Source organism: Alicyclobacillus pomorum DSM 14955 (assembly GCF_000472905.1).
Lineage (GTDB): Bacteria > Bacillota > Bacilli > Alicyclobacillales > Alicyclobacillaceae > Alicyclobacillus_A > Alicyclobacillus_A pomorum.
In genome coordinates, this window is record NZ_AXAR01000001.1 from 281,025 (window position 1) to 305,557 (window position 24,533).

Consider the following 24,533-nt stretch of genomic DNA (forward strand, 5'->3'; position numbering starts at 1 on the left):
CCAAAAATGGGATAACGTGGTGATTTTATTGAGTAGACGGAAATGGATTGCAGGGACAGTGGCGGTTTGTGTGGCAACCGCTTCCATGACAACGGCGTATGCCGATTCCTTAACCCAGAAGAAAAATCAAGCGAAGCAACTAGAGTCGCAAGTCAACCAGATGCAACAGCAAATCGAGAAAGACAAACAGCAGGAGTCCACATACCAGAAGCAAATTGACTCGCTCACCGCTTCTCTCCGCACTGTGAGCGCTTCATTGAGCGAAAACCAGAAACAGTACTCCGAAATATTAGACAAAGTGAATGCGCTGGAAGCAAAAATTCAGCAGAATCAAGCGGATCTCACGCACTCAGAAAACGAATTGGCGGACCAACTGAAGTATATGTATGAAAGTGGGAGCCAAAGTTACATAGATGTGCTGTTTGGCGCTCAGTCCTTCTCTGACTTTCTAAGCCGCTTGAGTGAAATGGCCATGGTTGGTCAACAACAGCATGACATCGTCAATACCGTGGCGAACCTCCAACACGAGCTCGTGGCACAGCACAAATCGCTGGACGCAGACAAGAAGCAGCTGGAACAGCGTCGCGCCCAACTTTTACAGCTTCAATCGGTTGACAATTCTTTGAAACAAGCGAAATCTGCCGCGCTCCGCAACATCCAGAGTCGTGAGCAGAAGGACAAAAATTCGAAGTATACACTGGAAAGCCAGCTGAAAATGACACAGGCACAAATTCAACAAATTATCGCCGAAACTGCGGCTGCTGAAACCAAGGTACAAAACCCGACTTATATCGCTCAGACAAAAAGCAGCTTTACCAACGTCAACGCGAATGCTCTCATCCATTATGCAGAGCAGTTCATCGGCCTGCCATACGTTTGGGGTGGAACCACACCCAACCCAGGCTTCGACTGTTCAGGCTTTACGCAGTACGTGTTCAACCATTTCGGCATTTCGCTCAACCGCACCGCTGCCGAACAATTTGCCCAAGGGATTCCGGTTTCGCAGGGCAATTTACAACCGGGTGATTTGGTCTTCTTCAGCACGTACGCACCCGGCGCAACGCACGTGGGGATTTACATCGGCAACGGGATGATGATCAATGCGGAAGACGCAGGATTGATGATTACATCGCTTTCTAACCCGTACTGGTCTTCGCGCTACATCGGCGCAAGGCGCGTCATGAACGCAGGCTGAAAACGAGGGTCAGGGCGCTTTGGCCCTGGCCCTTGTTCTGGCGTTGCGCCAACCATCAGCGCATCACCACGCTCCATCCCCGAACAATTTCTCTCTCTCTATCATCGTTCATACATCCAAGGGAAAACCTTTCACGAGATGCACGCTGCGTGGGCATTCAGGTTTCTCATCCTCGTCACATATTACGATGAGCACAAGAGAACATCTCTTTTATAATAAAATCATTCCATGATACAGGAGACTCTGCGATGAATGAGATGGGTAAACCTGAGAAGCCTCCCCGCGCGGGTAGAACGTCCTTCATATACGGGATGATCTTTCTCTCATTTGCTTCCCTGATTGCTCGAATGGGGTATCTACAAATCACAAAAGGTGAGTACTACCGCGTGCAGGCGGCCAATTTCCAATACGTAAAGGTCCCTGTTCTACCTGTTCGGGGCAAGATCTACGACGCGAACAACAATCTCCTCGCGTACGATGCACCTGTGTACAGCCTATATTTGACGAGAACCTCCATGATGAACCACAACACGTACGCTCAGTTGGCAGACAAATTGGCAGGGGTATTGGGAATTTCCAGAGGTAAGCTCCTGAGTACCATGACGGGCGATACGGCATACGCTTCCGTTCGCTTAGCGACGAAGTTAACAGAGAAACAGTTGTCTTACATTCAGGAGCACAAATCCGTGCTGCCAGGCGTTGAAGTGGTTGCCGAGTCCCAGAGAGTGTACCCGTTTGGAGACCTGGCAGGGCAGGTGCTGGGGTACACCGGCAAGATCACAAAGGAAGACGAAGCCAAATACAAGCAATTAGGATATATCAATACGCAGATTGTGGGACGCGCCGGTCTCGAGTTGGAGTACGAACACCAATTGCAGGGATCCGTTGGTTATGAGTTTACAACCGTGAACCAGACCGACGGCAGTGTGACGTCGCTCGGATTCTCACCGCAGCCCAAGCCTGGGGACAACCTCAGGTTGACCATCGACGGAAGACTTCAGGCGGAGACGCAAAACGAGATCATCAACATGATCAATCAGTCCAAGTACAAAGATGAGATTGACGATGCGTCGGCTGTGGCCATTGACGTAAAGACCGGCGGTGTTCTCGCGATGGTGAGCTACCCATACGTCGATCCGAACTGGTTCGCGGACGGAGTTTCAGCGGCAAAGCACGCGACGTATTTGAGCACGACGTCGGCTCAAATGAATCACGCCATTCAGAGCCCGATGTACCCAGGATCCACGGTCAAACCGGCGAATCTGATTACCGGACTTCAGCTTGGCGCCATCAGCCCAAGTACTGTCATTCAGGACCATATGATCACGCGAGTGGGCCAAGCGACTTTGAGTGACGACGGCATGTCTCATGGATGGGTGGATCCCATTAAGGCGATTGGTGTGTCGTGTGACACGTTTTTCTATGAACTGGGTCTCAACATGGGCAAGTGGTTCGGAGGCGTCAGCAACTACCAGCACTGGCTCAATACCAGTTTCGCGCAGGGCATCACCAACCTGTTCAAGGGCGAATGGGACTTTGGGTTAGGCCAAATCACGGGCATTGATTTGCCATACGAGGAACAAGGCACTTTCTATGTGGAAGATTCGAGACAGCAAATGGCGCGCGTACCGTTCCATTTGCAGCAAGCGGAAGATACCCTGAAAAAGACGGGGCAATATCCGATGTATGGATCGCCCGTTGACTTGGCGTTCGCAGGCATTGGGCAGTCGCAGCAGTTTACGCCCATTCAACTCGCTCAGTACGTCGCGACGATTGCAAACAATGGGAAGCGGTTAAAACCGCACGTCGTGCAAGAAATCATTCCGCAGGACGGATCGAAACCCACCGTCATTCAACCCGTCGTGGAAAATGTCGTGAAGGCCAATCCAGAGTATTTCAAGATTGCTCAGGAAGGGATGTACGCAGCATTGTACAGTCCAGGCGGCACTGCGTACGGCGTGTTTAACAACGATTCCTACAAGGCCGCAGGCAAGACGGGCACCGCGGAAATTACCGTTCACGGGAAAAAAGTCGACAACTCTGTCTTCATCGCATATGCCCCGTACGACAACCCACAAATTGCTGTAGCCGTCATGGTGCCTGGTGCCGGATACGGTGCCGAATCGGCAGCACCTGTGGCTGAAAAGATGTTCAACACGTACTTTCAGGAACGCCACGAGTTCTTTCCGAAAAACCAGTGGCTGGACACGAAAGTGCCGGCGGATTGGACAAAGAGCCCAGCCTACACAATTCCAGAATCCAAAAAATGAGAGTGGTTGCCACTCTCATTTTTTGTTGTGACGGGTGTCACGTGAACGGATTTGTCACAGAAGCGGCAACAATCCGTCGGCAATGACGCGGTGTCCGGCATCATTGGGGTGAACTGGCAGTTGACCACCGCGCACGCCGTCTTCTAATCGACCTGTACGGTAACCGGCAATGAGTGCTGCTTCGCGTCCCGCGAACCATTTGTGGGCAGGGGCGACGATGGCGCCCGTACGGGAGGCAACGGTGGCTGTGACATGGTTGAGGGCACGAATGGCTTCTGCCGCCAAAGGGCTGTTCGGGAATGGATTGTACTGTGTACACAGAATGACTTTGGCTTTGCTGATTTTGCGGATGGCGCCTACGAGTTGTCCCGTACGTACTCCGTAGCTGCGAAGAGCCTGAGGAACGACACTCCGAGGCGCACCTTCGAGCAGCGCGAGGCCTGTAAAGGCGATATCGTCGCCGCCAATCCAGATGGAGATGGTGTTGGCACGCGACAAGTAGTCCGTGGGATTTTCCAATACAGCGGATTGCAGTGCCGAACTGGTCCAACCTGGATTGGCCAGTACTGCGCCAACAGCGGGAATGTTTCGGTGGCGCAGCATGGATACCAGTCGAAGTGGATATGCAAACGTTGGCGCTGTCGCACGTTGACCTGCCGTGATGGAGTCTCCAAGTGCCGTGTATAGAAACAAGCGACTGTCACCTCGCTGCGCTAGAAGTGTTTTCCCTCTAGTTAACGCAGCCATCGTCAACGACGAAACGGTGTACACCTAATGTGTGGTACGAGGCACATAGACGCACAGGGATGTACCCAGCGGGTGTCCGATATGTGGGAACACCTACACCTAACCAAGTGCAAAGCGGCCTATGGTAGACTAAGGTCAACAGTTGGGAGAGGGAGATACTGCATGACAAAGGACTACCACTGTTGTGCGACCTGTCGGCATTTTGAAATGTCGCGCGTGGATGGGCGCCCACAGCCACGTTGTCGGCGCCTTGGGTACGAGACGAAAACGTTTTACAAGTTTCACTGCTGGGATCCGCGGCCAGACATCGCGCAAAAGGTGGCGGAGGCGAATAAGACGCCCAATTCGCCATCGTGAATTAGAACGCATATGTCCAGAAATCTGTTGCCACGTAGGTGTTGGGGTGTACAGCGCGAGCTTCGTCGAGCAAGTGGGTCACATCGTCTTGGTAGCGAGCGCTGATGTGTGTCAAAATGAGCGCGTGTGTACCTGCCTCGTGTGCCATTTTGGCCGCATCTAAAGCTGTGGAGTGCCCATACTGATGTGCCAGTGGAGCCAAGTCACTGTGAAATGTGGACTCGTGTACAAGCACGTCTGCATCTTGGGCCAACGTTCGTACAGATGCGCACGGCCGCGTGTCTCCGAGAATCGCCAGTGTGCGACCGGGAATGGGCGGATCCAGAAATTCACGTCCGTCGAGGACAGTGCCGTTCTCTAAGACGACGCGTCCCCCAGCTTTCAGCGTGCCGTAGATGGGACCCGGTGGTACACCCAGTGCTTTCAGAGCATCGCTCCGCAGCGCTCCGGGCTTGTCTCGTTCAGTCACTCGGTATCCGTATGAAGGGACGACGTGGTCAAGCAGCTCGCAACGGACTTCAAAGCGTTCATCCGACCAGACGACGCCTGGGCGTACTTCAACCCACTCCACGGGATAGGTCAGGTGCGTTGAACTGATGGACAGCGCGCATTCAACAAAAGACCGAAGACCCGGCGGCCCGTATACCTGAAGAGGCGATGGTGCGCCGTGAAAAGAGCGACTGGAGAGCAGTCCAGGTAACCCGAAGATGTGGTCACCGTGGAGGTGTGTGATGAACACCTTCTCCAACCGATGCAGTTTGACGGGCGCTCGTAAAATTTGGTGTTGGGTTCCTTCCCCGCAGTCAAACAGCCATTCTGTGCCCCTTTCCTGTAGAAGTTGCAGGGCGATGGCACTGACGTTTCGAGACTTCGCAGGCAGACCTGCACCGGTACCGAGGAACAACAGCTCCATATCAATGACCCCCTCGGGGATGGAATTGATCTGATATCCACAGTCTACTCGAATCGGACGTTTGAAGGGGGAAGACAGTTTGCCGAAGCCGACCGTTTACCTCACCCGGCGATTGCCACAAGCCATCATACAAATGCTCGAAGCAGAGACCTGCCTCACGGTTCATTCCTCCAGTGAGGTCCCCGTGCCTCGTAGTTCGTTGCTGCAAGGCGTGCGCGGTGTGCATGGCATCTTGAGCATGCTGACCGACAGGATTGATGAACAGGTCATGGACGCAGCAGGGCCGTCGCTTCAGGTGATTTCAAACATGGCGGTGGGTTTTGACAACATCGACGTGAGTGCCGCAAAATCGCGCGGAGTTGTGGTCACGAATACGCCGGATGTCTTGACGGAAACCACGGCGGATTTGGCGTTTGGATTGTTGCTTGCAACGGCCCGCCGCATTCCCGAAGCGGATGGATTCGTTCGCAACGGTCTCTGGCAGTCGTGGAGCCCATTCTTGCTGGCCGGACAAGACGTGTACGGGACCACGCTCGGAATCGTCGGCCTGGGGCGCATTGGCGAAGCTGTGGCCCGCCGCGCACGTGGCTTTGGGATGAATGTCTTGTACTATAGCCGAAGCCAAAAGCCAGAAGCCGAACGCAATTACGGGTGTCGCTACACAGATCTGCCGACGTTGCTGTCTGTCTCCGATTACGTCGTCGTTGTGGTCAGCCTCTCGGAAGAGACGCACGGCATGATTGGAGAACGCGAACTGTCCTACATGAAGCCAACCGCCGTGCTGATCAACGTGGCGCGGGGGCCTGTGGTGGATGAACACGCATTATATCGCGCCTTGAAAGAGCGACGGATTTGGGCGGCCGGCCTTGACGTGTTCAGTGAAGAGCCGCTATCAAAGGACCACCCTCTGACGACGCTGGACAACGTCGTGTTGTTACCCCACATCGGGTCTGCGACCGTTCAGACGCGGATGAAAATGGCTCGCTTGGCTGCCGAGAACCTCCTCGCGGTTCTGCGCCGTGAACCGCCGCTCACCCCCGTTTGACGCTCGCACGTTAGCAGCAGTAACCGCGGCGGCTGCGTTTTTGGCGTTCTGTCGCGTCTGGAAAATCGTCTGGATCATCCTCGTTTGGTGAGATGTTTGCCCGCCCACGACCCTTATCGACCTTGCCGGTTTCCGCCTTTGCCCCGGGGGACCCTGGAACGCGATCCGCGTGTTCGAAGGTGCCAAAAACAATCGGATTTCCGTCTTGGACCACCTGTCGCCCCTTGGCAAACACATGTCTGATTTGGAACTGTTCGTCTGCGAGGAACAGGTCCGCGTCCATTCCCTCTCGAATGGCCCCTTTTTGACCTAGCTTCAGCACGCGCGCGACGTTGCGCGTGACAATCCGGACGGCGACCTCTACGGGCACTTCTTCCTGGACAATGACATCTCGTGTCTCCTCCCATAACGTGGCTATCGATCCGATGCCCATCGCAACCAGCTTCCCGCGGTCGTCAAAGATGGGGGAGCTACCGTTGCTGTCCGAACTCATGGTGATGAGTCCCTGATGTACGCCAGCATCCAACAGCATGCGAATGGCTTTCGACGGCTTTACGGAAATGTGGTCGTGTTCGTCCGGGCGGATGCCAGAGGTGACGTCGACATATCCGCCTTGCTTGCCGTAGGTGATAGCCTCCTGGAGCAGGTCAGGATTGCGGTTGAGATGCGTTGGGGTAAACACAGACATCGGCAGATCTGTCTTCTTCAGAACGTCAAACAGGATGGCGAGTTTGCTGTCGTCGTCTCCGACGTGAATGTGCAAGACGCCAGCTTTGCCGGCGAGCAGTCCGCCAACGCGGGCTTCACTGGCGAGTTCAGCGATGTCATGTTCACTGGGATGGCTAGAACGGGAGTCGGAAATGGCAATTTCGCCGACGCCGATGACCTTGTCAATGAGTACGATGTCGCTGCGCGGGGTGCCCGTGATGGTCCGCGTGGGCACTTGGTAAGCGCCGCAGTATATGTAGGTGGTGACGCCTTCGAAATCGAGCCCGTTCGCTTTCGCGAGCAGTTCACGCGTGGATCGAGTGATGCCGTCAGTGCCGAGGACACCCACCAGGGTGGTGACACCAGCCGTTGTGATGTGGCTGAGCGAAATCTCAGGCGTGCGGTAGTGAAAACCGCCTTCGCCACCGCCTCCGGACATGTGGACGTGCTGATCTATCAGTCCGGGGAACAGATACAAGCCTTTCCCGTCCACAATGTCCAGGTTCGGAATGTTGCCGTGGAACGAGAGGTCTTCCCCAACCGCGAGGATTTGCCCGCCGCCCAACAAGACGTCGCGGACACCGAGGGGCTGCGGTGCGTAGATGTTTGCATGTTGAATCAGCGTTAACGTCGAATTCATGAGGACCTCCTGGACTCTACTGGTTCAGGTCCAGTGTTTCCTATCTCCGTGCCCTACAAACCCGCGCGGGCCGGAGAGATGTTTGCGTACGAGGACAAGGGCGATGGTAATATAGGGGAATATTGTTACAATAAAAGAATAAAGCCCCGAAGGGCCATGAAGATTGAATGGGCCTATGCCGTAAGTCGAGGGAGAAATTCATTTCTCTGCGACCAGCGAATGGCTTGAACGTCGTACTGTTGAAAGGCTTTCACAGACTCCTCGCTTTGATGCCAGGCATTCCGACAAACAAAATAGATAGCATAGGATGGGTGGGCTCATATAAAAGGCGCTCAGGCTTGTCCCTGCGTCGATGCGCTTCACGCCTCTCGAGATAATCACTCAGTCAAACGACAATCGAACTAAGAGTGATAATTTCGATAATTTAACCGGTGTTATCGAATATGCAGTCCGCTACGGTGACCCTGCCCGCGCATTATCTTGAGTCAACCCTTGTTGTCCGCTGTTCAACCGATTACTGAATGAGGTCATGTGTATAAATGCCGGGATATTATATTTCCGTTGTAATTTTATATGTTTTTCAAAGAAACGTCGAGATTCGAAGAAGTTAGCCTCAAACTCCCCGTATCCACCCGCGGACGTGGGCTAAGTGTATAGTAGTAGGCGGAACAGTTGAGACGTGACTCGTTGTTGGCAGTGTCGCAACACTGAATATCGTAGGAGGAATGTCATTTTGCAGACGCCAAGTCCCTTTTTTGCGCTTCTAAATCGCTTGCGGTCCACCGCGAGATGGAGTGGCATGACGGCGGTCCAACCGGAAGACGTGGCGCAACATACGTTCGGAGTGGTACTCATTGCGCACGCCTTGTGCGAAATCGATAAACACGTGTTTCATCAGAACCCCCCTACAGAAGAAGTGCTCGTGGCGGCGCTGTACCACGATGCGACGGAGAGTATTCTCACCGACGTCGTGGCCCCAGTGAAGAAGTACAGCCCAGTCATTGAACGCGCGTTCGCGCAACTGGAAGCCATTGCGGAAGAACAAATTCTAGATACGTTGCCCGCTTCCTTAAAGGGGGGGTATGCCCGTGCGTTTGATAGGGAGCGCGAGGCGGTGCGGAACTACGTGCACGCAGCGGACAAACTGGACGCCCTCTGCAAGTGCAAGCAGGAACTGCGCCGAGGCAACCAAGACTTCGCCATTGCCCATGACCAAATTGCTCAAGCATGCCGTAAGTACGCTGAGACCATGCCTGCGGTGGGGTACTTTATGGATGTGTTTCTACCCGCGTTTGAGCGGAGCGTGGACGAATACAGGTATCTGCAGGAGCGAACATTAGGCGACGACTAGGTGAGAGGGGGCCTTCTCGACGGACAGGCTGAACCGTGCAATGCGATATGGAAACAAAAACCGGGGAGGTTCTGCGACCTCCCCGGTTTGACGCGAACGATTTACTTCGCAGCTTCGTAGCGCTTGTTGACTTCCGCCCAGTTCACCACGTTCCAGAACGCAGCGATGTAGTCCGGGCGCTTGTTTTGATACTTGAGGTAGTAGGCGTGTTCCCAGACGTCCAATCCCAAGATGGGCGTTTTACCTTCCATGATGGGGTTGTCCTGGTTCGGTGTGCTGGTGATAGCGAGCTTGCCGTTGTCCACGACCAGCCATGCCCAACCGCTTCCGAAGCGGCCCGTAGCAGCTTTGGTGAACTCGGCCTTGAAGTTTTCGAAGCTGCCGAACGTGGAGTTAATTGCGTCCGCCAGCGCACCGGTCGGTTGACCGCCGCCGTTCGGGCTCATGATTTCCCAGAACAGCGTGTGGTTCGCGTGACCGCCGCCGTTGTTGCGGACAGCCGTGCGGATTTTCTCCGGAACGGAATCCAACGATGCCAGCAATTCTTCCAACGGTTTGTTCTGCAGGTCCGCATGTCCTTCCAAAGCTGCATTCAAGTTGTTCACATATGTAGCGTGGTGTCTATCGTGGTGAATCTGCATGGTTTGCTCGTCGATATGAGGTTCGAGAGCGTTGTACGCGTACGGAAGTGGCGGCAATTCGTGTGCCATGACAATCCCTCCCATAGATTGAGTCTTGCAACGGTCTTACCATCTCTCATCTTAGCGCATTCGCCGACGGTTTTCCAGTTTTCACAAGGGGTTGCATGAAGGACAACTGGTGAGCGGCATGGCCCTGGATGCGCGGGGGATTATCGATGATCCGCACCTACAGCGTCCACAATGCAACGAAAACCATCAGCTTTCAATAATTGGTCGAGTCCGTCTACCAGTTCTTTGACCAATCGAGGCCCTTTGTAGATAAAACCGGTGTACACCTGCACCAGGCTGGCACCGGCACGGATTTTTTCATACGCGTCCTCTGCCGAGAACACGCCTCCACTTCCGATAATCGGGATCCGTCCAGCAGTCTCCTGATAGAGCAGGGACACCACTTCTGTCGAGCGCTTCCGAAGTGGCCGACCACTGAGTCCTCCTGTTTCACGTTGCAATGGCGACAACAGGCCATCTCTCCCGATGGTGGTGTTGGTTGCAATCAATCCGTCAATGCCGATGTCAATCATACGCCTTGCGAGCGACCGCAGGGTGGTGTCCGGTAAATCTGGGGCGAGCTTGACGAGGATGGGCACCCAGTGTGGGACAACTTTGTCGAGGTGAGCTTGGTACTGTTTGTCGCGCGCCTCTTTGACAGCTTGAAGTAACGGGATCAGCCAATCTTCCGACTGCAGGTCGCGCAGACCAGGTGTATTCGGCGAGCTGACGTTCACGGTCATGTAGTCGGCCACGCGGTACAATCTGTCCACCAATTGGACGTAGTCATCGACTGCTTGAGCGTTGGGCGTGGTCTTGTTTTTCCCGATGTTGACGCCAATCACGCCAGGTAGCTTGCGCCGCAACAAATTGCGGCCTAATGCATCAGCGCCTTGATTATTGAAGCCCATGCGATTGACCAGTGCTTCGTCTTCGACGAGCCGAAACAACCGAGGCGATGGGTTTCCAGGTTGTGGTTTCGGGGTCACGGTTCCTACTTCAATAAAAGAGAACCCACACCGAAGAAGTCCATTGACAGCGATTCCGTCCTTGTCGAGCCCAGCAGCCAAGCCAATGGGATGTGGGAAGGAAAGGTTCCACAACTGTTGTTTGAGCGCCTGTGGCGCAGTGAATTTCGGGGCCGCCAGCGCGGCGAAGCGTGGAGCCAGGGAGAGCCCTCGCAAGACGAGATGATGAGCTGTTTCCGGTGACATTCGAAACAGCAGTGGGCGAATCAAGCGGTACACGAAAAAACCTCCAATAATTTACTTCGCGGCATCTCAAATTTGCCATCCAGTGTAACACGATAGAGAGCGCCTGGGAAAGGCAGCGCTGAAAACCTTCCAGGTCGAACGAAAAGTATACAATCTGCAGCAGAAAACTTCCCTTCGGATGGAAATATTTCATGGTTCCGTAATTCACGAAAGTTATTTTATTTATTAGAAATGTACTTTATAATAAAATTCGATATCTCGCATATCTTGCAGAGAAGTATCTGATTATTCACACTATTTATTGAAGGGAGAGACGGTATGGAAGGAACGTTTAAGAAGAAGTTGAGCCTGCTCGATTTGACGTTCCTGGGGCTTGGTTCCATCATCGGGTCTGGTTGGCTGATGGCGTCCATGAACGGAGCGAAGTACGCTGGCTCTATTGCATGGCTGGCCTGGGTGGGCGGTGCCATCGCGGTCTTATTAATCGGTCTGGTATACGGAGAATTGGCAGCGGCACTGCCCCGTGCTGGCGGATTTGTTCGATATCCGGAATACACGCACGGATCACTGGTTGGCTTTTTGTCAGGTATGGCATCATTGCTCGCGTATTCTAGCGTGGCTGGGATTGAAGTTGAGGCGGTCGTCAGCCATGCATCCTACTACTGGCCCGCTCTGATGGGCAGCAGCGGTCCATCTCTCACCGGTCGCACCATTGAAATCGTACTTCTCCTTTTGTTCTTCCTGTTGAACTATTGGAGCGTGAACGTGTTCGGTAAGATTAATACCATTATCACGTTCTTCAAATTCGTGGTTCCGTCTGTGACCATCATCACTTTGTTCTTCTTCTTCAAGGGAGCCAACTTCGCGGCGGTGGGCGCCGCTCCAGGTGGTGCGGAAGGCGTGTTCACGGCCATCGCTGGCGGGGGGATTGTCTTCGCGTTCCTCGGATTCCGCCAGGCGGTCGACTTTGGCGCTGAAGCGAAGAATCCCCAACGCGATATTCCACGCGCCATCATTATGGCTGTTGCACTCGGTACCATTGTGTACATCCTGCTTCAAGTGACGTTCCTTGGCGCTGTTCCGAGTAACGCGCTGGCCAATGGCTGGGGGCACGTTGCTGACTTCATGCCGAAGTCCGCAAACTACCCGTTTGTCTGGATTGCGGGTTCGCTCGGTTTGAGTTGGTTGTCGACCCTTCTGTTGGTTGACGCTGTCATCTCACCTGCTGGGACTGGTAACATCTACCTTTCGGGTACTGGTCGCGTACTCTACGCATGGGCCAAAAACCGCCACTTCTATTCCTGGTTTGCGAAGGTTGACCCACGTACAGGCGTTCCTCGCGCTGCCCTTTGGTTGAGCTTCCTGTTGGCGGTTGCTTGGATTTTGCCGCCCAGTACGGACACTTGGTCAAAGCTCGTAGATGCTGTCACATCTGCAACGGTCATGACGTACATGATTGGTCCTATTTCCATGACCTCGATGCGTAAGACCATGCCAAATATGAAACGCCCATTTACGCTCAAGGGCGGTTCCGTTTTGAGCCCGCTGGCGTTTATCGCGGCCACCTGTATCATTTACTGGGCAGGTTGGACAACCGACAGCATGCTGATTGGTTTAACGCTGGGCGCTTTGGTTTTGTACTTCGCATTTATCGACAAAGACGATTCCACTCGTGCAAGCCTGAAGCAGGCTTGGAAGTCCGGCGCATGGCTCGTCGTCTACTACATCTTTATCCTGGTGATGTCGTACATCGGCTCGTTTGGTCCGATGAAATCCCCGTGGATACCAGGTCAATGGGATACCGTGGTCGTGGTCATCGGTGCCATCATTCTGTTCTACTGGGGCGTCAACTCGGCGCTGCCGAAACCGTCGTTCGAGACGGACACGGAGGGCGAGGCACCGCCGGAATTTGTGCAAGCCTGATTTGACACTTGCATAACCACCCAGCATAGTCAAGGGACGGCAGACGCCGTCCCTTGACTTGTTCTAAGAAGAAGGTGCAGGAAAAACCTAGACTCGCAGACGTCGGTGGTCTCAGGATTCGGCTTTGGAATCTAGGTATCGAATGGAAAAATTTTTATAGTTACTCTATTGCACAAAATATTTGATTTATCTGAAATATGAATTATAATGTGTTCTAGCGTCCGGTGGGCGCAACAATACATCAATAGGTTTAACTTCGAAAGGAGAAAATTTATGGAGGGACAAGGGAAGTTTAGAAAACAACTTACGCTCGTAGACCTCACTTTCCTGGGCCTGGGGTCAATCATCGGCTCTGGTTGGTTGTTCGCGTCAGCGAAAGTCGCGAACACAGCCGGGCCGGCCGCGTGGATTTCGTGGTTGATTGGTGCAGTGGCAGTGATCCTGCTTGGTCTCGTGTACGCCGAGCTTGGTGGGTCCATTCCTCGAGCCGGCGGCACGGTGCGGTACCCAGTTTATTCTCACGGGCCTCTTATTGGTTATCTCATGGGATTTGCATCGCTCATCGCATTTTCCAGTGTTGCCGGCATTGAGGTAGAAGCAGCACGTCAATACTTGGGAGGTTGGGTGCCCGGACTCACGGCCGACCCGACGACCGGTCATCCTACCGTACTGGGATGGTTTGTTCAACTGGCCTTCCTCGTCATTTTCTTCTTGTTAAACTACTGGAGTGTCAAGGTGTTTGGGAAGGCAAACACCATTATCACGGCGTTCAAGTTCATTGTGCCTATTATTACGGTCATTGTACTTCTGACGAGTTTTCACGGTGCAAACTTCTCTGTGAAAGGATTTGCTCCGTTCGGCTTCAGTGGTATTGAAACTGCCGTTTCCACGGCCGGTATTGTATTTGCCTTTCTAGGATTTCAACAAGCAGTGGGCTTCTCAAGCGAGGCGAAAAATCCTCAACGGACGGTTCCCGTCGCTATCATTCTCGCCGTGTTGCTGTCTGCAGGCCTGTACATTCTGTTGCAGCTGGCTTTCGTAGGTGGTATCCCGACCAGCGACCTGGCAGGTGGATGGGGAACTGTCAAACAGAAGTTCAACCTGCCGTTCCGGGACATCGCCCTTGTGCTGGGATTTGGCTGGCTTGCCGGTTTGATTACGTTTGATGCCATTGTCTCACCGAATGGTACAGGCAACATCTACTTGTCCGCCACCTCGCGCGTCATCTTTGGTTGGGCGCGGAACGGTACCTTCTTCAAAGTGTTTGGCAAAGTGGACGAGAGGACGGGGGTTCCCCGTGCGGCACTGTGGCTCGGATTTTTTGCCTCTCTGTTCTGGACGTTGCCGTTCCCATCTTGGGATGCAATGGTTAGCGTGGTGTCGAGCGCCACTGTGTTGACCTACATTGTCGGCCCGATTTCAGCCCACGCATTCCGTTACAATGCACCTGACCTGGCGCGGCCGTTCTACTTGAAGGGCATGGGAATCATCAGCCCACTGGCATTCATTATCGCGTCTGAGATCATCTATTGGACGGGTTGGAAAACCGACTCCTGGCTTTTAGGGTCCATGTTGGTCATGTTCGTTCTGTACCTGATTTTCAGCAAATCCGTGCCGAAAGGACAAGTCAGTCTCGCACAGCAAGTGAAGTCTTCTTGGTGGCTGATTGTGTATTTCGCCATCATGATTGTTCTGTCGTACTTCGGTACATTCGAAGGCACGGGTGCCATCAGAGGTCCGTGGGATCAAATCGTTGTTGCACTGATTTCGGTCGTGGTCTACTACTGGGGCGTGAAAACCGCATTGCCAAGAGCAGTGTTTGACGTTGAACATGTCGAGGGCGGCGACGTGATTGCTGCACCAGGGTCGACTGCATCGGTGTAAACTTCCGTTTGACCATCACAAACGGCGCTGAGCCTCATGCTCAGTGCCGTCTTTTTGTGTAGCTTGCGCCGATGACGCACCTTATCGAAGACAATCAGCGCCTGGCTATGGAGGTATGAAGGCCCGAATTGCGTGCAGTCTGCGGAAATTTAACGGAAGTGTCAGTGAGTTTCATATACTCTTGTCACAGAGACGCGTCGTGCCTCGTCAAACGGATGAGGCGCTGGCAACGGAGGTGACGATGTCTTGACAGAGCAGTCTTCTGCCAGCCCGGACGAGTTACGGACGCTTGAACAGTGGATGGAGCAGTACGGCAGAGATGTGATGAGCACTGCGTACGCCTACGTAAAGAACTATCACCAGGCGCAAGACATCGCCCAGGAAGTTTTTCTTAGAGCCTACACCAAGCGGGATACGTTCCGCGGAGAAAGCAGCCTTCGCACGTGGTTGTTGGCCATTACGGCCAATCGCTGCAAGGACTATCTCAGGTCCTGGTCCAAGCGCTACGAAGTCCAGGATGAGACAGTGTATCACAAAGAAGTTTCAGCGGCCGATACTGAAGGAGAAGTGGTGGCGAAACTGCAACGTGATGCCTTGTGGAACGCGGTCCACCATTTGCCGGACAAGTTTCGCGAAGTGATTTCTCTCTATTACATACAGGGTTTGAGCAGTCAGGAGGTCGCCAAGGTGTTGTGCACCACGGAGCAGAACGTTCGCACGCGATTGCACCGCGGTCGTTTGCTCTTGAAAGAGCGCCTGGCAGAAGGAGGGGAGTCTCGTGCATGACGATGACCGCGAATTACGGGAACAGTTTGCGGAGATCAGTCAAGTTCCGCTGCCTGAGTCTGTAAAACAGGACATTCTACGCAAAGCCGCGGACATGAGGCCCCCTCGCCGACATCGCATGTGGCTTCGCTCTTTGTTGTCAGGTACTGCGGCCGTCACCGCAGCTGGTGTGCTGGTCTGGGGAGCTTGGTCGTACGGAGGAGGACCCAACGGCACGTCGTCCCACCGGGCCGATGATGGGAGGACGTTGAATCCGAGCAGTCCCTTCGTTGCGTTGAAAGTGGCCCCTATCAGCGTCGGCTTCGTCACAACTGACAAAGCGTTGAACAAAGGGATGGTCGAAGCGACCTTGACGAACATGAGTACAGACGTCATCCAGCCCGAGGACGTGGTCGGATTGCTCGTGTTTGAATCCGGAGATCAACCGGATTGGCTCGTGGACGCGCGGTGGGCTGCTTTTGTCGATCCGCCGAAACAGCCCTTGAGGCCTGGCGAGTCGTTGACTTGGACGTTCCGCCCGCTTGGCGTTCCCATGGATGCAAACGGACATTTCCAGGGAAAACCGAAGCTGATGTTTTTGGAACGTGGATTCGTGGAGATGGCCAACGCAGACGTGACGTGGCAAAAGGCACCGATATCTATATCCGATGTGAGCGTGACGCCCCGATTTCAGTGGGCGAGTGGCAAGTCTTTCGCTGTCAACGCGACGTTGCGGAACACGAGTTCGACGCCCATCCGCATCAATGACGTGAAGGCCATCGTCTGGTTTTCTACCTTGCAGTCGGACGATTGGACACAGCCGGGCGCCGTCCGCTTTATGAATCGCTTGACCAACGAAGCTTCCCCGGTCGTCCTTGCACCAGGTGCGGCGACTACGGTACATTTTTACCTGATTGGTCCAGCGTCTTTGGACTTGTCCAAGACGCCGGTTCATTTGTCGCTGATATGGGGATGATACGCGGGAAAGCGGAGGAAGATAGCAATGACGACGCGATTCAGTCTGGCTGAACTAGCCAACATGTTGCACACCACCGTGGAAGCCGTTCGCGCCGCTGTCGATGACCTGTCGAAACGCGGAGAATTAACGGCGGAATCGTTCGAATACGGTTATCGCAATTGGCGGATTGCTCCGAGCGATACGAAGAAAATTCAAGCGTGGATTGTTCAGAAGGTGGAAAGTGGAGAATTGGAAATTCGGCCACCCGTCCGCAAAATCCGCCGCAAAGAGGTACTGCCGTCAAACGGTTCGGACACTTGAATGCTGCTGTCCGCATCTACCGTTTGCGTGCATCACGTCTGTGATTTACACTGAGGACGGGCTTCAAGAAGATTCATGTAACAGAAGGGAGCTACTGCGGTGATTATTGGCGTTCCGAAGGAAATTAAAGACAACGAGTACCGCGTTGCCATCACGCCTGCTGGTGTTCACGCACTGGTTGCTGCTGGACATCAGGTGATTGTGGAAACGTCTGCGGGCGAGGGAAGCGGCTTTTCGGACGACGTGTATGTGGCTGCGGGGGCACAAATTGCGAGTACCGCAGAAGACACGTGGAACAAGTCGGATCTCATTATGAAAGTAAAGGAACCTCTACTCACGGAATACAAGTATTTTCGGTCTGATCTGACATTGTTCACATATCTTCACTTAGCTCCAGAACCGGAGCTCACGAAGGCGTTGTTGGACTCTGGTATGACGGCCATTGCGTACGAAACGGTTCAACTCGCCGATGGCTCTCTACCTTTGTTAACGCCGATGAGTGAAGTCGCTGGCCGCATGTCGATTCAGATTGGCGCGCATTTCCTGGAACAAGCGCACGGCGGCAGGGGAGAATTGCTCGGGGGAGTACCAGGGGTTCCACCTGCTCGCGTGGTCATTGTCGGCGGTGGTATAGTCGGTACAAACGCAGCTCGAATCGCGCTGGGATTTGGTGCCGATGTGACCATCCTCGATACCAACGTCAACCGTTTGCGCTATCTTTACGACGTCTTCGGACCTCGCTTGCGTACGGTTGTGTCGAATGGCTACAATCTTCAGGCGCACATTGAAGGCTGTGACCTGCTGATTGGTGCCGTTTTGATTCCGGGTGCGAGGGCGCCGAAGATTGTTACGTCCGACATGGTAAAGAGCATGAACAAGGGCGCTGTGATTGTAGACCCGGCGATTGACCAGGGTGGATCCATTGAGACCATCGACCGGATCACCACGCACAGCAATCCTACGTATGAGAAATACGGCGTGATTCACTATGCCGTCGCCAACATGCCAGGCGCTGTGCCCCGTACGTCCACATTGGCTTTGACCAACGTCACAATTCCATACGCAGTTCAGTTGGCGAACTACGGTGTGCGTGAGGCGGTTCGCAAGAACGCAGCACTCGCGAAGGGCGTCAATACCATCGCAGGAAAGCTGACGTACGAAGCGGTTGCGAAAGATCAAGGTCTGCCTTACACACCGCTTTCCGACGTCATTTAGACATCATTCATAGATCCAGAACCTGTACGATTCCTGTTATACTAGGGACGTACAGGTTTTTTTATCTTCACGTGTGTAACACTTTGACTGATGGATCAATGGGGTGAAGCAGATGGAACGAATCAAGGGTGTTGCCCTTGTTGTATTGTTACCCCTTCTGTTAACGGCTTGTGGCCAGAGCGGGGAGAGCGATTCAGTGCCAAGTAACGCACAAAAGATCAACGTCGTCGCTTCCGATTGGAAGTGGACGTTGGACAAGACGACGGTAAAGGCCGGCGTGCCGGTGGATTTCCACGTGCAATCGCCGGAAGGCGTACACGGCTTCGAAGTTGTTGGTACGAAGATTAACGTGACGGTGGCAGAAGGCAAAAACGCCATCGATAAGGTGTGGACATTTGACAAACCCGGCACGTATACCATCGCGTGCAGCCAGTATTGTGGGTCTGGGCACAGCAACATGTTCACTCAATTTAAGGTTCAGTAGGACCTGACAAACGCGCTGATTGTGACAGTTTATGGACAGCGATTGCGGAATAAGATACCCTGAAGGGGATAGTGACGCGCAAGGAGGGATGGATGATGGTCACCGAGGAACTGGTACGCGGCATTCTGACCGACGTGTTGGATCCCGAAATTCAAATTGACATTGTCAATCTCGGCATGGTCTACGGAATTGAGATCTCCGAAGACGGCAAACACGTGAAAGTCATTATGACGTTGACAACGATGGGATGCCCCGCGTTTGACGATATCCAAGCGCAAGTGATTGAGAAAGTGGAAAGCTTGCCTGGTGTGGAAAAGGCAGAAGTTGAGCTCACGTTTGATCCGCCTTGGGACAAAGAAATGATGTCTGAAGAGGCGAAACTTGTTTTCAAATACCTGTTCTAATGAGCAAGTCGGTCCTCTAAGCCCGATGTTCACGAGAACCGTCTACAGGCAGAGACCCAAGTCGCCATCGAGAACAGATGGGAACTTGGGTCTCTCCCGTATTGGCACCCGATACTGTTTGCAATTTGGCGGCAGTGTGTTAATCTAAATAAAAAGGTGACTAATGTAGTCAACATTACGACAGAGATTCACGCTGGGAAAGGTTGGTCAGACATGGCATCCCCACATTTGAAAATTGACGGACTGAAAGTCTCTATCGAAGATAAGCAAATTGTCCGAGGTTTGGACCTCGAAGTTAAAGGCGGAGAGATTCACGCCATCATGGGACCGAACGGAACCGGAAAGAGTACATTGGCATCTGCGCTAATGGGCCATCCGGCGTATGACGTGACAGGCGGCACTGTCACTTTGGATGGACAAGACTTGCTGGAAATGTCCGTCGATGAACGTGCTCGCGCCGGATTGTTCCTGGCCATGCAGTACCCTGCTGAAGTTCCGGGTGTATCCAACGCCAATTTCATACGTACGGCATTAAACGCGCGACTTGGGGAAGGCAACGAAGTGCCGGTCATTAAGTTCCATCGGCAACTTCAGGAGAAGATGAAGTCACTGAACATCGACCCTGTGTTCGCTGAACGGTATTTAAATGAAGGGTTTTCGGGCGGAGAAAAGAAGCGCAATGAGATTTTGCAAATGAGCATGTTGAACCCGCGCATTGTCATTCTCGACGAGATTGACTCGGGTCTCGACATCGACGCATTGAAAATCGTGGCGAAAGCCGTGAACGATTTGCGTTCTCCAGAAGTTGGATTCCTGATTATCACGCACTATCAGCGGTTGCTCGAGTACATTGTTCCGGACTACGTGCACGTGATGATGCAGGGTCGCATCGTTCGTTCAGGTGGCCGTGAATTGGCTGAAAAGTTGGAAGCCCAAGGCTACGATTGGTTGAAACAGGAACTTGGCATTGAAGATGAAACTGTCGGGGCGGAAGCGTAAGGAGGACGGATCCATGACGGAAGGGACATCAACGTTGGCCTCCGTGGTACAGGAACTGTCCAGGAAGTACGCGGAGCCAGAGTGGTTGAAAGAGATGCGCGAAAGCGCATGGAACAGCTATGTGAATACACCTGTGGTGCGGTTGGAAAAGTCGGACCTCAGCAAGCGGTCATGGGAGATTGAAAACCTGCCGCTTGACGTTCAATCCACCGCATCAGATGCTGTAGACGCACTGGTTCAGAGCATTGTGGAGAGTGGCGCACCGGTTCTGTACGTACGTGACGGTCAAGTGGTACGCACAGAGGTGCCTGCTTCGTTGTCTCAGCGCGGCGTTATTGTAACGGATATGCACACCGCGGTCGCACAGCACGGCGAACTCGTCAAGGCTCACCTCGGGAGCGTCGTCCGGACGGATGAAAGCAAATGGGCTGCGCTCAACGCCGCACTGTGGCAGGGTGGTGCGTTTGTATACGTGCCGAAAAACACTGCTGTTGACGTCGCCGTTCATTTTGTACACGAGGATACCGGTGCCGGTGCCGGCATTGCGCCGCGCATTCTTGTGGTGGCGGATGAAAACAGTTCCCTCTCATTTGTTGAAGTCCACGTCGCGAGCAGTGAGAAGGCGTCCGGCGTGGTCACGAGCCACGTGGCTGAAGTCGTTGCAAAGGCGAACGCCCGTGTGACATTCGTTTCGTCTAACCAGTTCCGGAAGGGCCCCACACACTTTGCAACCTCACGGGCTCTGGTGCATCAGGACGCTTCTGTCGATTGGGTATTTACCGACGTCGGCGACGGATACACGGTTGGCTTGCTCGAAAGCGAATTGCAAGGGTCCGGATCGCGTTCCACCATTCGCGCGCTGGGAATGGGGTATGGACGCCAACACCTCGACCTGACGGCGAGCATGTTGCATGAAGGGCGCTATTCGACCAGTGACATCGTGATGCACGGCGTCCTGCGTGGGCGGGCGAATTCGATTTATAGAAGCTCCACGCACATTTTTAAGAACGCCGTAGGCGCTGGGAGTGAACAGCATGACCGGATGCTCATGCTGGACAGCACGGCTCGCGCGGACGCAATTCCAATGTTGTTGATTGACGAGAACGACGTACAGCGCTGCGGGCATGCCGCGAGCGTGGGCCGGATTGATGAGAACCAGATATATTACCTGATGTCGAGGGGCATTCCTAAGCCCGAGGCGACCAAGATGGTTGTTTGGGGCTATCTACAGCCGACGGTGGATGCGATACCTTCTGCAGGCGTACGCGAGTTTGTGAGCAATTTGATTGACGGGGAGTTGGCCTGATGAACGTCCTCGAAGTACGCAAGGATTTTCCGATACTGCAGCAACAGATCAATGGCCATCCGCTTGTCTACCTCGATAGTGCGGCGAGTTCACAGAAGCCGCGACAGGTGATTGAGGCGTTGAAGCATTACTATGAGACAAACCATTCGAATGTGCACCGTGGTGTGCACACGCTCGGATCGCGCGCGACGGAAGCGTATGAGCTGGCCCGCGAAAAGGTGGCCCGGTTTATCAACGCCCCGTCCGCGGAACAGGTGATTTTCACCCGTGGTACGACGGAATCACTGAATATGGTTGCCTACGGGTACGCGCGGGCCTTCCTGAAGGAAGGGGACGAAATCGTGCTGACACCCGCGGAACATCACGCCAATCTTGTGCCCTGGCAGCAAGCAGCGAAGGCGACAGGGGCCACGCTCAAGTACGTGCCGCTGCAACCGGACGGGACAGTGTCACTGGACGATGTCAAGCAAGCCATCTCCAGCAAGACCAAGTTGGTTGCGATGGCGCACGTCTCTAACGTGCTTGGCACGATTAACCCTGTTAAGGAAATCGCCGCAATGGCGCACCAGGTGGGGGCTGTCATGGTGGTGGATGGCGCGCAAAGCGTTCCGCACATGCCGGTGGATGTACAGGATTTGGATTGCGACTTTCTCGCGTTCTCGGGCCACAAGATGCTCGGACCGACGGGTGTCGGCGTGCTCTACGGGAAACGCAAATGGCTGGACATCATGGAACCGACCTACTTCGGTGGTGAAATGATTGACGTCGTGGAACTGTACGATTCCACCTGGAAGGACACGCCGTGGAAATTCGAAGGCGGTACGCCCATTATCGCAGGAGCCATCGGCCTTGCGGCAGCGGTGGATTATCTCAGCGACATCGGTATGGAGGAAATTCGGCAGCATGACCATCGTCTGACGGCGTACGCCTTGGAGCAATTGAAGTCGGTGGAAGGCGTAACAGTCTACGGTCCAGAGGATAGCAGACAGCGCTGCGGTCTCGTCACGTTCAATCTGCTGTCCATTCACGCACACGATGTGTCTACCGTCCTCGATTCTGAGGGGATTGCCATCCGGGCTGGACACCACTGCGCGCAACCGCTCATGAGAATTCTGAAGGTGCCGTCCACAGCACGCGCCAGCTTTTATCTGTACAACACGGAAGCGGACGTGGACGCGTTGGTAGCGAGTGTGCGGACTGCAAAGGAGTTTTTCCAACATGCACTTGGATGATTTATACCGACAGGTCATCATGGATCACTACCAGCATCCTCGCAACCAAGGGGAGTTGGACGGTGGTATCAAGGTCGATTTAAAGAACCCCAGTTGCGGAGACGAGATATCCCTGCGACTGAAGGTGGAAGACGGCATCGTCAGGGACGTGCGGTTTCAAGGGTCCGGATGCTCTATTTCGATGGCGTCCGCATCCATGATGACCGAAGCTGTCAAAGGGCAACCGGTCGACAAGGTATTGGAACTGAACAAAGCGTTTCGTGCCATGATGAAAGGTGAAGATGTAGATCCGGATGAGCTGGGCGACCTGGAGGCACTACATGGGGTTTCCAAGTTTCCCGCCCGCATCAAGTGCGCCACACTCGCGTGGCAGGCACTGGAAAAAGGCGTGCAAGAGCCGAGGCAATGAGACCGCTTCGGCGGTGCCGGACAGACGGATTCGATACAGAAGTTGGATTTGAGAACATCCGCAAGACCACCGACATAAAGGAGGTAGAACGCACATGGCAAAGCCGTTGCCCGAGATTGAAGAGTATCAATACGGTTTTCGCGACAAGGATGTATCTGTCGTCAAGTTCCAGAAGGGGCTGTCGCGGAAAGTTGTTGAAGAGATTTCCATGATGAAGAACGAACCGGGGTGGATGACCGATTTTCGCCTGCGTTCTCTAGACATTTTTTACGAAAAAGCGATGCCGAATTGGGGCGGAGACCTGTCGGATCTGAATTTTGACGACATCACGTACTACGTCAAACCGTCGGAAAAGCAGGGAAAGACGTGGGATGAGGTGCCTGAGGAGATCAAGAAGACGTTTGACCGACTCGGCATCCCCGAAGCGGAACAGAAGTTCCTGGCCGGCGTATCCGCTCAGTACGAGTCCGAAGTAGTGTACCATTCGATGCGTGAAGATCTGGAGAAGCTCGGCATTCTCTTCATGGACACCGACACAGCCCTACGCGAACACCCGGAGATCTTCAAGGAGTATTTTGGCACGGTCATTCCGCCAGAAGACAACAAGTTTGCAGCGTTGAACAGCGCGGTTTGGAGCGGCGGCAGTTTCATCTACGTGCCGAAAGGCGTGAAGTGCGAAATTCCGTTGCAGGCGTACTTCCGCATTAACTCCGAGAATATGGGACAGTTTGAACGTACGCTGATTATTTGCGACGAAGATAGCCAAGTGCACTATGTCGAAGGATGTACCGCGCCAATATACAGCACGAACTCGCTTCACAGTGCAGTCGTTGAAATCATCGTGAAAGACCGAGCTACGTGTCGCTACACCACCATCCAGAACTGGGCGCCGAACATTTACAACCTGGTGACGAAACGTGCCGTAGCGTACAAGGACGCGACCATGGAGTGGATTGACGGCAATATCGGATCCAAGTTGACCATGAAATACCCATCTGTCTACATGCAGGGCGAAGGTGCCAAGGCGATGGTGCTCTCCATCGCTGTCGCGGGCCGCGGTCAGCATCAGGATGCCGGTGCAAAAGTCGTTCACAATGCACCCAATACGTCTTCGACCATTGTTTCCAAATCCATCAGTAAGCACGGCGGTAAGACGACCTACCGCGGTTTGGCTAGCTTCGGTCCGAATGCACGCAACGCGAAAGCCAATATCAAGTGCGATACGTTGATTCTGGACGACGACTCCACGTCAGACACGATTCCATATAACGAAATCATGAACGACGACGTGGTTCTGGAACACGAGGCCAGCGTGTCCAAAGTCAGCGAAGAACAGCTGTTCTACTTGATGAGCCGGGGCATCTCGGAAGAAGATGCAACGCGCATGATTGTCATGGGCTTCATCGAGCCGTTCACCCGCGAGCTGCCAATGGAATACGCTGTGGAGATGAACCGCTTGATCAAGTTTGAAATGGAAGGTTCCATCGGTTAAGTTCACCACGGT

The 24,533-nt window shown here is 53.8% G+C and carries 23 protein-coding genes; 18 read left to right on the plus strand and 5 right to left on the minus strand.

The window, feature by feature from the left end; translation table 11 throughout:
* Positions 1-28 precede the first annotated feature (28 nt).
* Positions 29-1,195, plus strand: a complete 1,167-nt coding sequence (locus YWK_RS0101290) for a C40 family peptidase (protein WP_035465770.1) — start codon at positions 29-31, stop codon at positions 1,193-1,195.
* A gap of 248 nt (positions 1,196-1,443) precedes the next feature.
* Positions 1,444-3,465, plus strand: a complete 2,022-nt coding sequence (gene mrdA / locus YWK_RS0101295; protein ID WP_051374865.1) for a penicillin-binding protein 2 — start codon at positions 1,444-1,446, stop codon at positions 3,463-3,465.
* 54 nt (positions 3,466-3,519) lie between these two features.
* On the opposite strand, the gene YWK_RS0101300 is transcribed toward mrdA, so the two are convergent.
* Positions 3,520-4,158, minus strand: coding sequence for an SGNH/GDSL hydrolase family protein (locus tag YWK_RS0101300; protein ID WP_026963360.1), 639 nt, complete (start codon positions 4,156-4,158; stop codon positions 3,520-3,522).
* A 216-nt stretch (positions 4,159-4,374) separates the two neighbouring features.
* Between YWK_RS0101300 and YWK_RS22065 the strand changes: the two genes are divergently transcribed.
* A complete protein-coding gene (locus tag YWK_RS22065) occupies positions 4,375-4,569 on the plus strand; it encodes a hypothetical protein (protein ID WP_026963361.1) in 195 nt (64 codons plus the stop codon).
* A 1-nt stretch (position 4,570) separates the two neighbouring features.
* Here YWK_RS22065 and rnz read toward each other — a convergent pair whose 3' ends face one another.
* Entirely contained in the window at positions 4,571-5,482 is a 912-nt protein-coding gene (rnz, locus tag YWK_RS0101310; RefSeq protein WP_026963362.1) for a ribonuclease Z, read from the minus strand.
* Between the two features lie 79 nt (positions 5,483-5,561).
* Between rnz and YWK_RS0101315 the strand changes: the two genes are divergently transcribed.
* On the plus strand, positions 5,562-6,527 hold the full coding sequence (locus tag YWK_RS0101315; protein WP_026963363.1) for a 2-hydroxyacid dehydrogenase: 966 nt from the start codon (positions 5,562-5,564) through the stop codon (positions 6,525-6,527).
* A gap of 10 nt (positions 6,528-6,537) precedes the next feature.
* On the opposite strand, the gene iadA is transcribed toward YWK_RS0101315, so the two are convergent.
* Positions 6,538-7,875, minus strand: coding sequence for a beta-aspartyl-peptidase (iadA, locus tag YWK_RS17755; protein ID WP_035465666.1), 1,338 nt, complete (start codon positions 7,873-7,875; stop codon positions 6,538-6,540).
* Between the two features lie 733 nt (positions 7,876-8,608).
* On the opposite strand from iadA, the gene yfbR reads away from it, so the two are divergent.
* Entirely contained in the window at positions 8,609-9,226 is a 618-nt protein-coding gene (gene yfbR / locus YWK_RS17760; RefSeq protein ID WP_051374868.1) for a 5'-deoxynucleotidase, read from the plus strand.
* 101 nt (positions 9,227-9,327) lie between these two features.
* Here the strand turns inward: yfbR and YWK_RS0101330 are convergent, their stop codons facing one another.
* Positions 9,328-9,936 carry a superoxide dismutase gene (locus YWK_RS0101330; RefSeq protein ID WP_026963364.1) on the minus strand — a complete coding sequence of 203 codons (609 nt, stop codon included), beginning with the start codon at positions 9,934-9,936 and terminating at the stop codon, positions 9,328-9,330.
* 140 nt (positions 9,937-10,076) lie between these two features.
* Positions 10,077-11,162, minus strand: a complete 1,086-nt coding sequence (pyrD, locus tag YWK_RS0101335) for a dihydroorotate dehydrogenase (quinone) (protein WP_026963365.1) — start codon at positions 11,160-11,162, stop codon at positions 10,077-10,079.
* 285 nt (positions 11,163-11,447) lie between these two features.
* Between pyrD and YWK_RS0101340 the strand changes: the two genes are divergently transcribed.
* From YWK_RS0101340 to sufB, 13 genes are all read left to right on the plus strand, one after another.
* On the plus strand, positions 11,448-13,052 hold the full coding sequence (locus tag YWK_RS0101340; RefSeq protein ID WP_026963366.1) for an APC family permease: 1,605 nt from the start codon (positions 11,448-11,450) through the stop codon (positions 13,050-13,052).
* Between the two features lie 273 nt (positions 13,053-13,325).
* On the plus strand, positions 13,326-14,936 hold the full coding sequence (locus tag YWK_RS0101345; RefSeq protein ID WP_026963367.1) for an APC family permease: 1,611 nt from the start codon (positions 13,326-13,328) through the stop codon (positions 14,934-14,936).
* Between the two features lie 246 nt (positions 14,937-15,182).
* Positions 15,183-15,722, plus strand: coding sequence for a sigma-70 family RNA polymerase sigma factor (locus YWK_RS0101350; protein ID WP_026963368.1), 540 nt, complete (start codon positions 15,183-15,185; stop codon positions 15,720-15,722).
* Positions 15,715-16,677, plus strand: a complete 963-nt coding sequence (locus YWK_RS0101355; protein WP_026963369.1) for a hypothetical protein — start codon at positions 15,715-15,717, stop codon at positions 16,675-16,677. The genes YWK_RS0101350 and YWK_RS0101355 overlap by 8 nt, the downstream gene beginning before the upstream one ends.
* Before the next feature lie 27 nt (positions 16,678-16,704).
* Positions 16,705-16,980 carry a hypothetical protein gene (locus YWK_RS0101360; protein WP_026963370.1) on the plus strand — a complete coding sequence of 92 codons (276 nt, stop codon included), beginning with the start codon at positions 16,705-16,707 and terminating at the stop codon, positions 16,978-16,980.
* A gap of 99 nt (positions 16,981-17,079) precedes the next feature.
* On the plus strand, positions 17,080-18,195 hold the full coding sequence (gene ald, locus YWK_RS0101365; protein WP_026963371.1) for an alanine dehydrogenase: 1,116 nt from the start codon (positions 17,080-17,082) through the stop codon (positions 18,193-18,195).
* A 112-nt stretch (positions 18,196-18,307) separates the two neighbouring features.
* Positions 18,308-18,679 (plus strand): cupredoxin domain-containing protein, encoded by a 372-nt coding sequence (locus YWK_RS17765; protein WP_156908994.1) that lies wholly within the window; start codon positions 18,308-18,310, stop codon positions 18,677-18,679.
* 92 nt (positions 18,680-18,771) lie between these two features.
* Entirely contained in the window at positions 18,772-19,083 is a 312-nt protein-coding gene (locus tag YWK_RS0101375; RefSeq protein WP_245578470.1) for a metal-sulfur cluster assembly factor, read from the plus strand.
* Positions 19,084-19,296: 213 nt separating this feature from the next.
* On the plus strand, positions 19,297-20,082 hold the full coding sequence (gene sufC, locus YWK_RS0101380) for a Fe-S cluster assembly ATPase SufC (protein ID WP_026963373.1): 786 nt from the start codon (positions 19,297-19,299) through the stop codon (positions 20,080-20,082).
* Positions 20,083-20,095: 13 nt separating this feature from the next.
* Complete coding sequence (sufD, locus tag YWK_RS0101385) at positions 20,096-21,388, plus strand: Fe-S cluster assembly protein SufD (protein WP_035465667.1); 1,293 nt, start codon at positions 20,096-20,098, stop codon at positions 21,386-21,388.
* The gene (locus YWK_RS0101390; protein WP_026963375.1) at positions 21,388-22,620 is read left to right on the plus strand and encodes a cysteine desulfurase; all 1,233 of its coding nucleotides are present in this window, start codon (positions 21,388-21,390) and stop codon (positions 22,618-22,620) included. The genes sufD and YWK_RS0101390 overlap by 1 nt, the downstream gene beginning before the upstream one ends.
* Positions 22,607-23,029 (plus strand): Fe-S cluster assembly sulfur transfer protein SufU, encoded by a 423-nt coding sequence (gene sufU / locus YWK_RS0101395; protein ID WP_026963376.1) that lies wholly within the window; start codon positions 22,607-22,609, stop codon positions 23,027-23,029. The genes YWK_RS0101390 and sufU overlap by 14 nt, the downstream gene beginning before the upstream one ends.
* A 94-nt stretch (positions 23,030-23,123) precedes the next feature.
* Positions 23,124-24,521 carry a Fe-S cluster assembly protein SufB gene (gene sufB / locus YWK_RS0101400; protein WP_026963377.1) on the plus strand — a complete coding sequence of 466 codons (1,398 nt, stop codon included), beginning with the start codon at positions 23,124-23,126 and terminating at the stop codon, positions 24,519-24,521.
* The last annotated feature ends 12 nt before the right edge of the window (positions 24,522-24,533 follow it).

What these genes read in the sequence shown, in the direction of transcription:
- YWK_RS0101360 (WP_026963370.1), top strand. Translation starts at nt 16,705, where the DNA reads ATGACGACGCGATTCAGTCTGGCTGAACTAGCCAACATGTTGCACACC.
- YWK_RS0101345 (WP_026963367.1), top strand. Translation starts at nt 13,326, where the DNA reads ATGGAGGGACAAGGGAAGTTTAGAAAACAACTTACGCTCGTAGACCTC.
- mrdA (WP_051374865.1), top strand. Translation starts at nt 1,444, where the DNA reads ATGAATGAGATGGGTAAACCTGAGAAGCCTCCCCGCGCGGGTAGAACG.
- sufB (WP_026963377.1), top strand. Translation starts at nt 23,124, where the DNA reads ATGGCAAAGCCGTTGCCCGAGATTGAAGAGTATCAATACGGTTTTCGC.
- iadA (WP_035465666.1), bottom strand. Translation starts at nt 7,875, where the DNA reads ATGAATTCGACGTTAACGCTGATTCAACATGCAAACATCTACGCACCG.
- YWK_RS17765 (WP_156908994.1), top strand. Translation starts at nt 18,308, where the DNA reads ATGGAACGAATCAAGGGTGTTGCCCTTGTTGTATTGTTACCCCTTCTG.
- YWK_RS0101390 (WP_026963375.1), top strand. Translation starts at nt 21,388, where the DNA reads ATGAACGTCCTCGAAGTACGCAAGGATTTTCCGATACTGCAGCAACAG.
- sufC (WP_026963373.1), top strand. Translation starts at nt 19,297, where the DNA reads ATGGCATCCCCACATTTGAAAATTGACGGACTGAAAGTCTCTATCGAA.
- YWK_RS0101375 (WP_245578470.1), top strand. Translation starts at nt 18,772, where the DNA reads ATGATGGTCACCGAGGAACTGGTACGCGGCATTCTGACCGACGTGTTG.
- rnz (WP_026963362.1), bottom strand. Translation starts at nt 5,482, where the DNA reads ATGGAGCTGTTGTTCCTCGGTACCGGTGCAGGTCTGCCTGCGAAGTCT.
- sufD (WP_035465667.1), top strand. Translation starts at nt 20,096, where the DNA reads ATGACGGAAGGGACATCAACGTTGGCCTCCGTGGTACAGGAACTGTCC.
- YWK_RS0101330 (WP_026963364.1), bottom strand. Translation starts at nt 9,936, where the DNA reads ATGGCACACGAATTGCCGCCACTTCCGTACGCGTACAACGCTCTCGAA.
- sufU (WP_026963376.1), top strand. Translation starts at nt 22,607, where the DNA reads ATGCACTTGGATGATTTATACCGACAGGTCATCATGGATCACTACCAG.
- YWK_RS0101340 (WP_026963366.1), top strand. Translation starts at nt 11,448, where the DNA reads ATGGAAGGAACGTTTAAGAAGAAGTTGAGCCTGCTCGATTTGACGTTC.
- YWK_RS22065 (WP_026963361.1), top strand. Translation starts at nt 4,375, where the DNA reads ATGACAAAGGACTACCACTGTTGTGCGACCTGTCGGCATTTTGAAATG.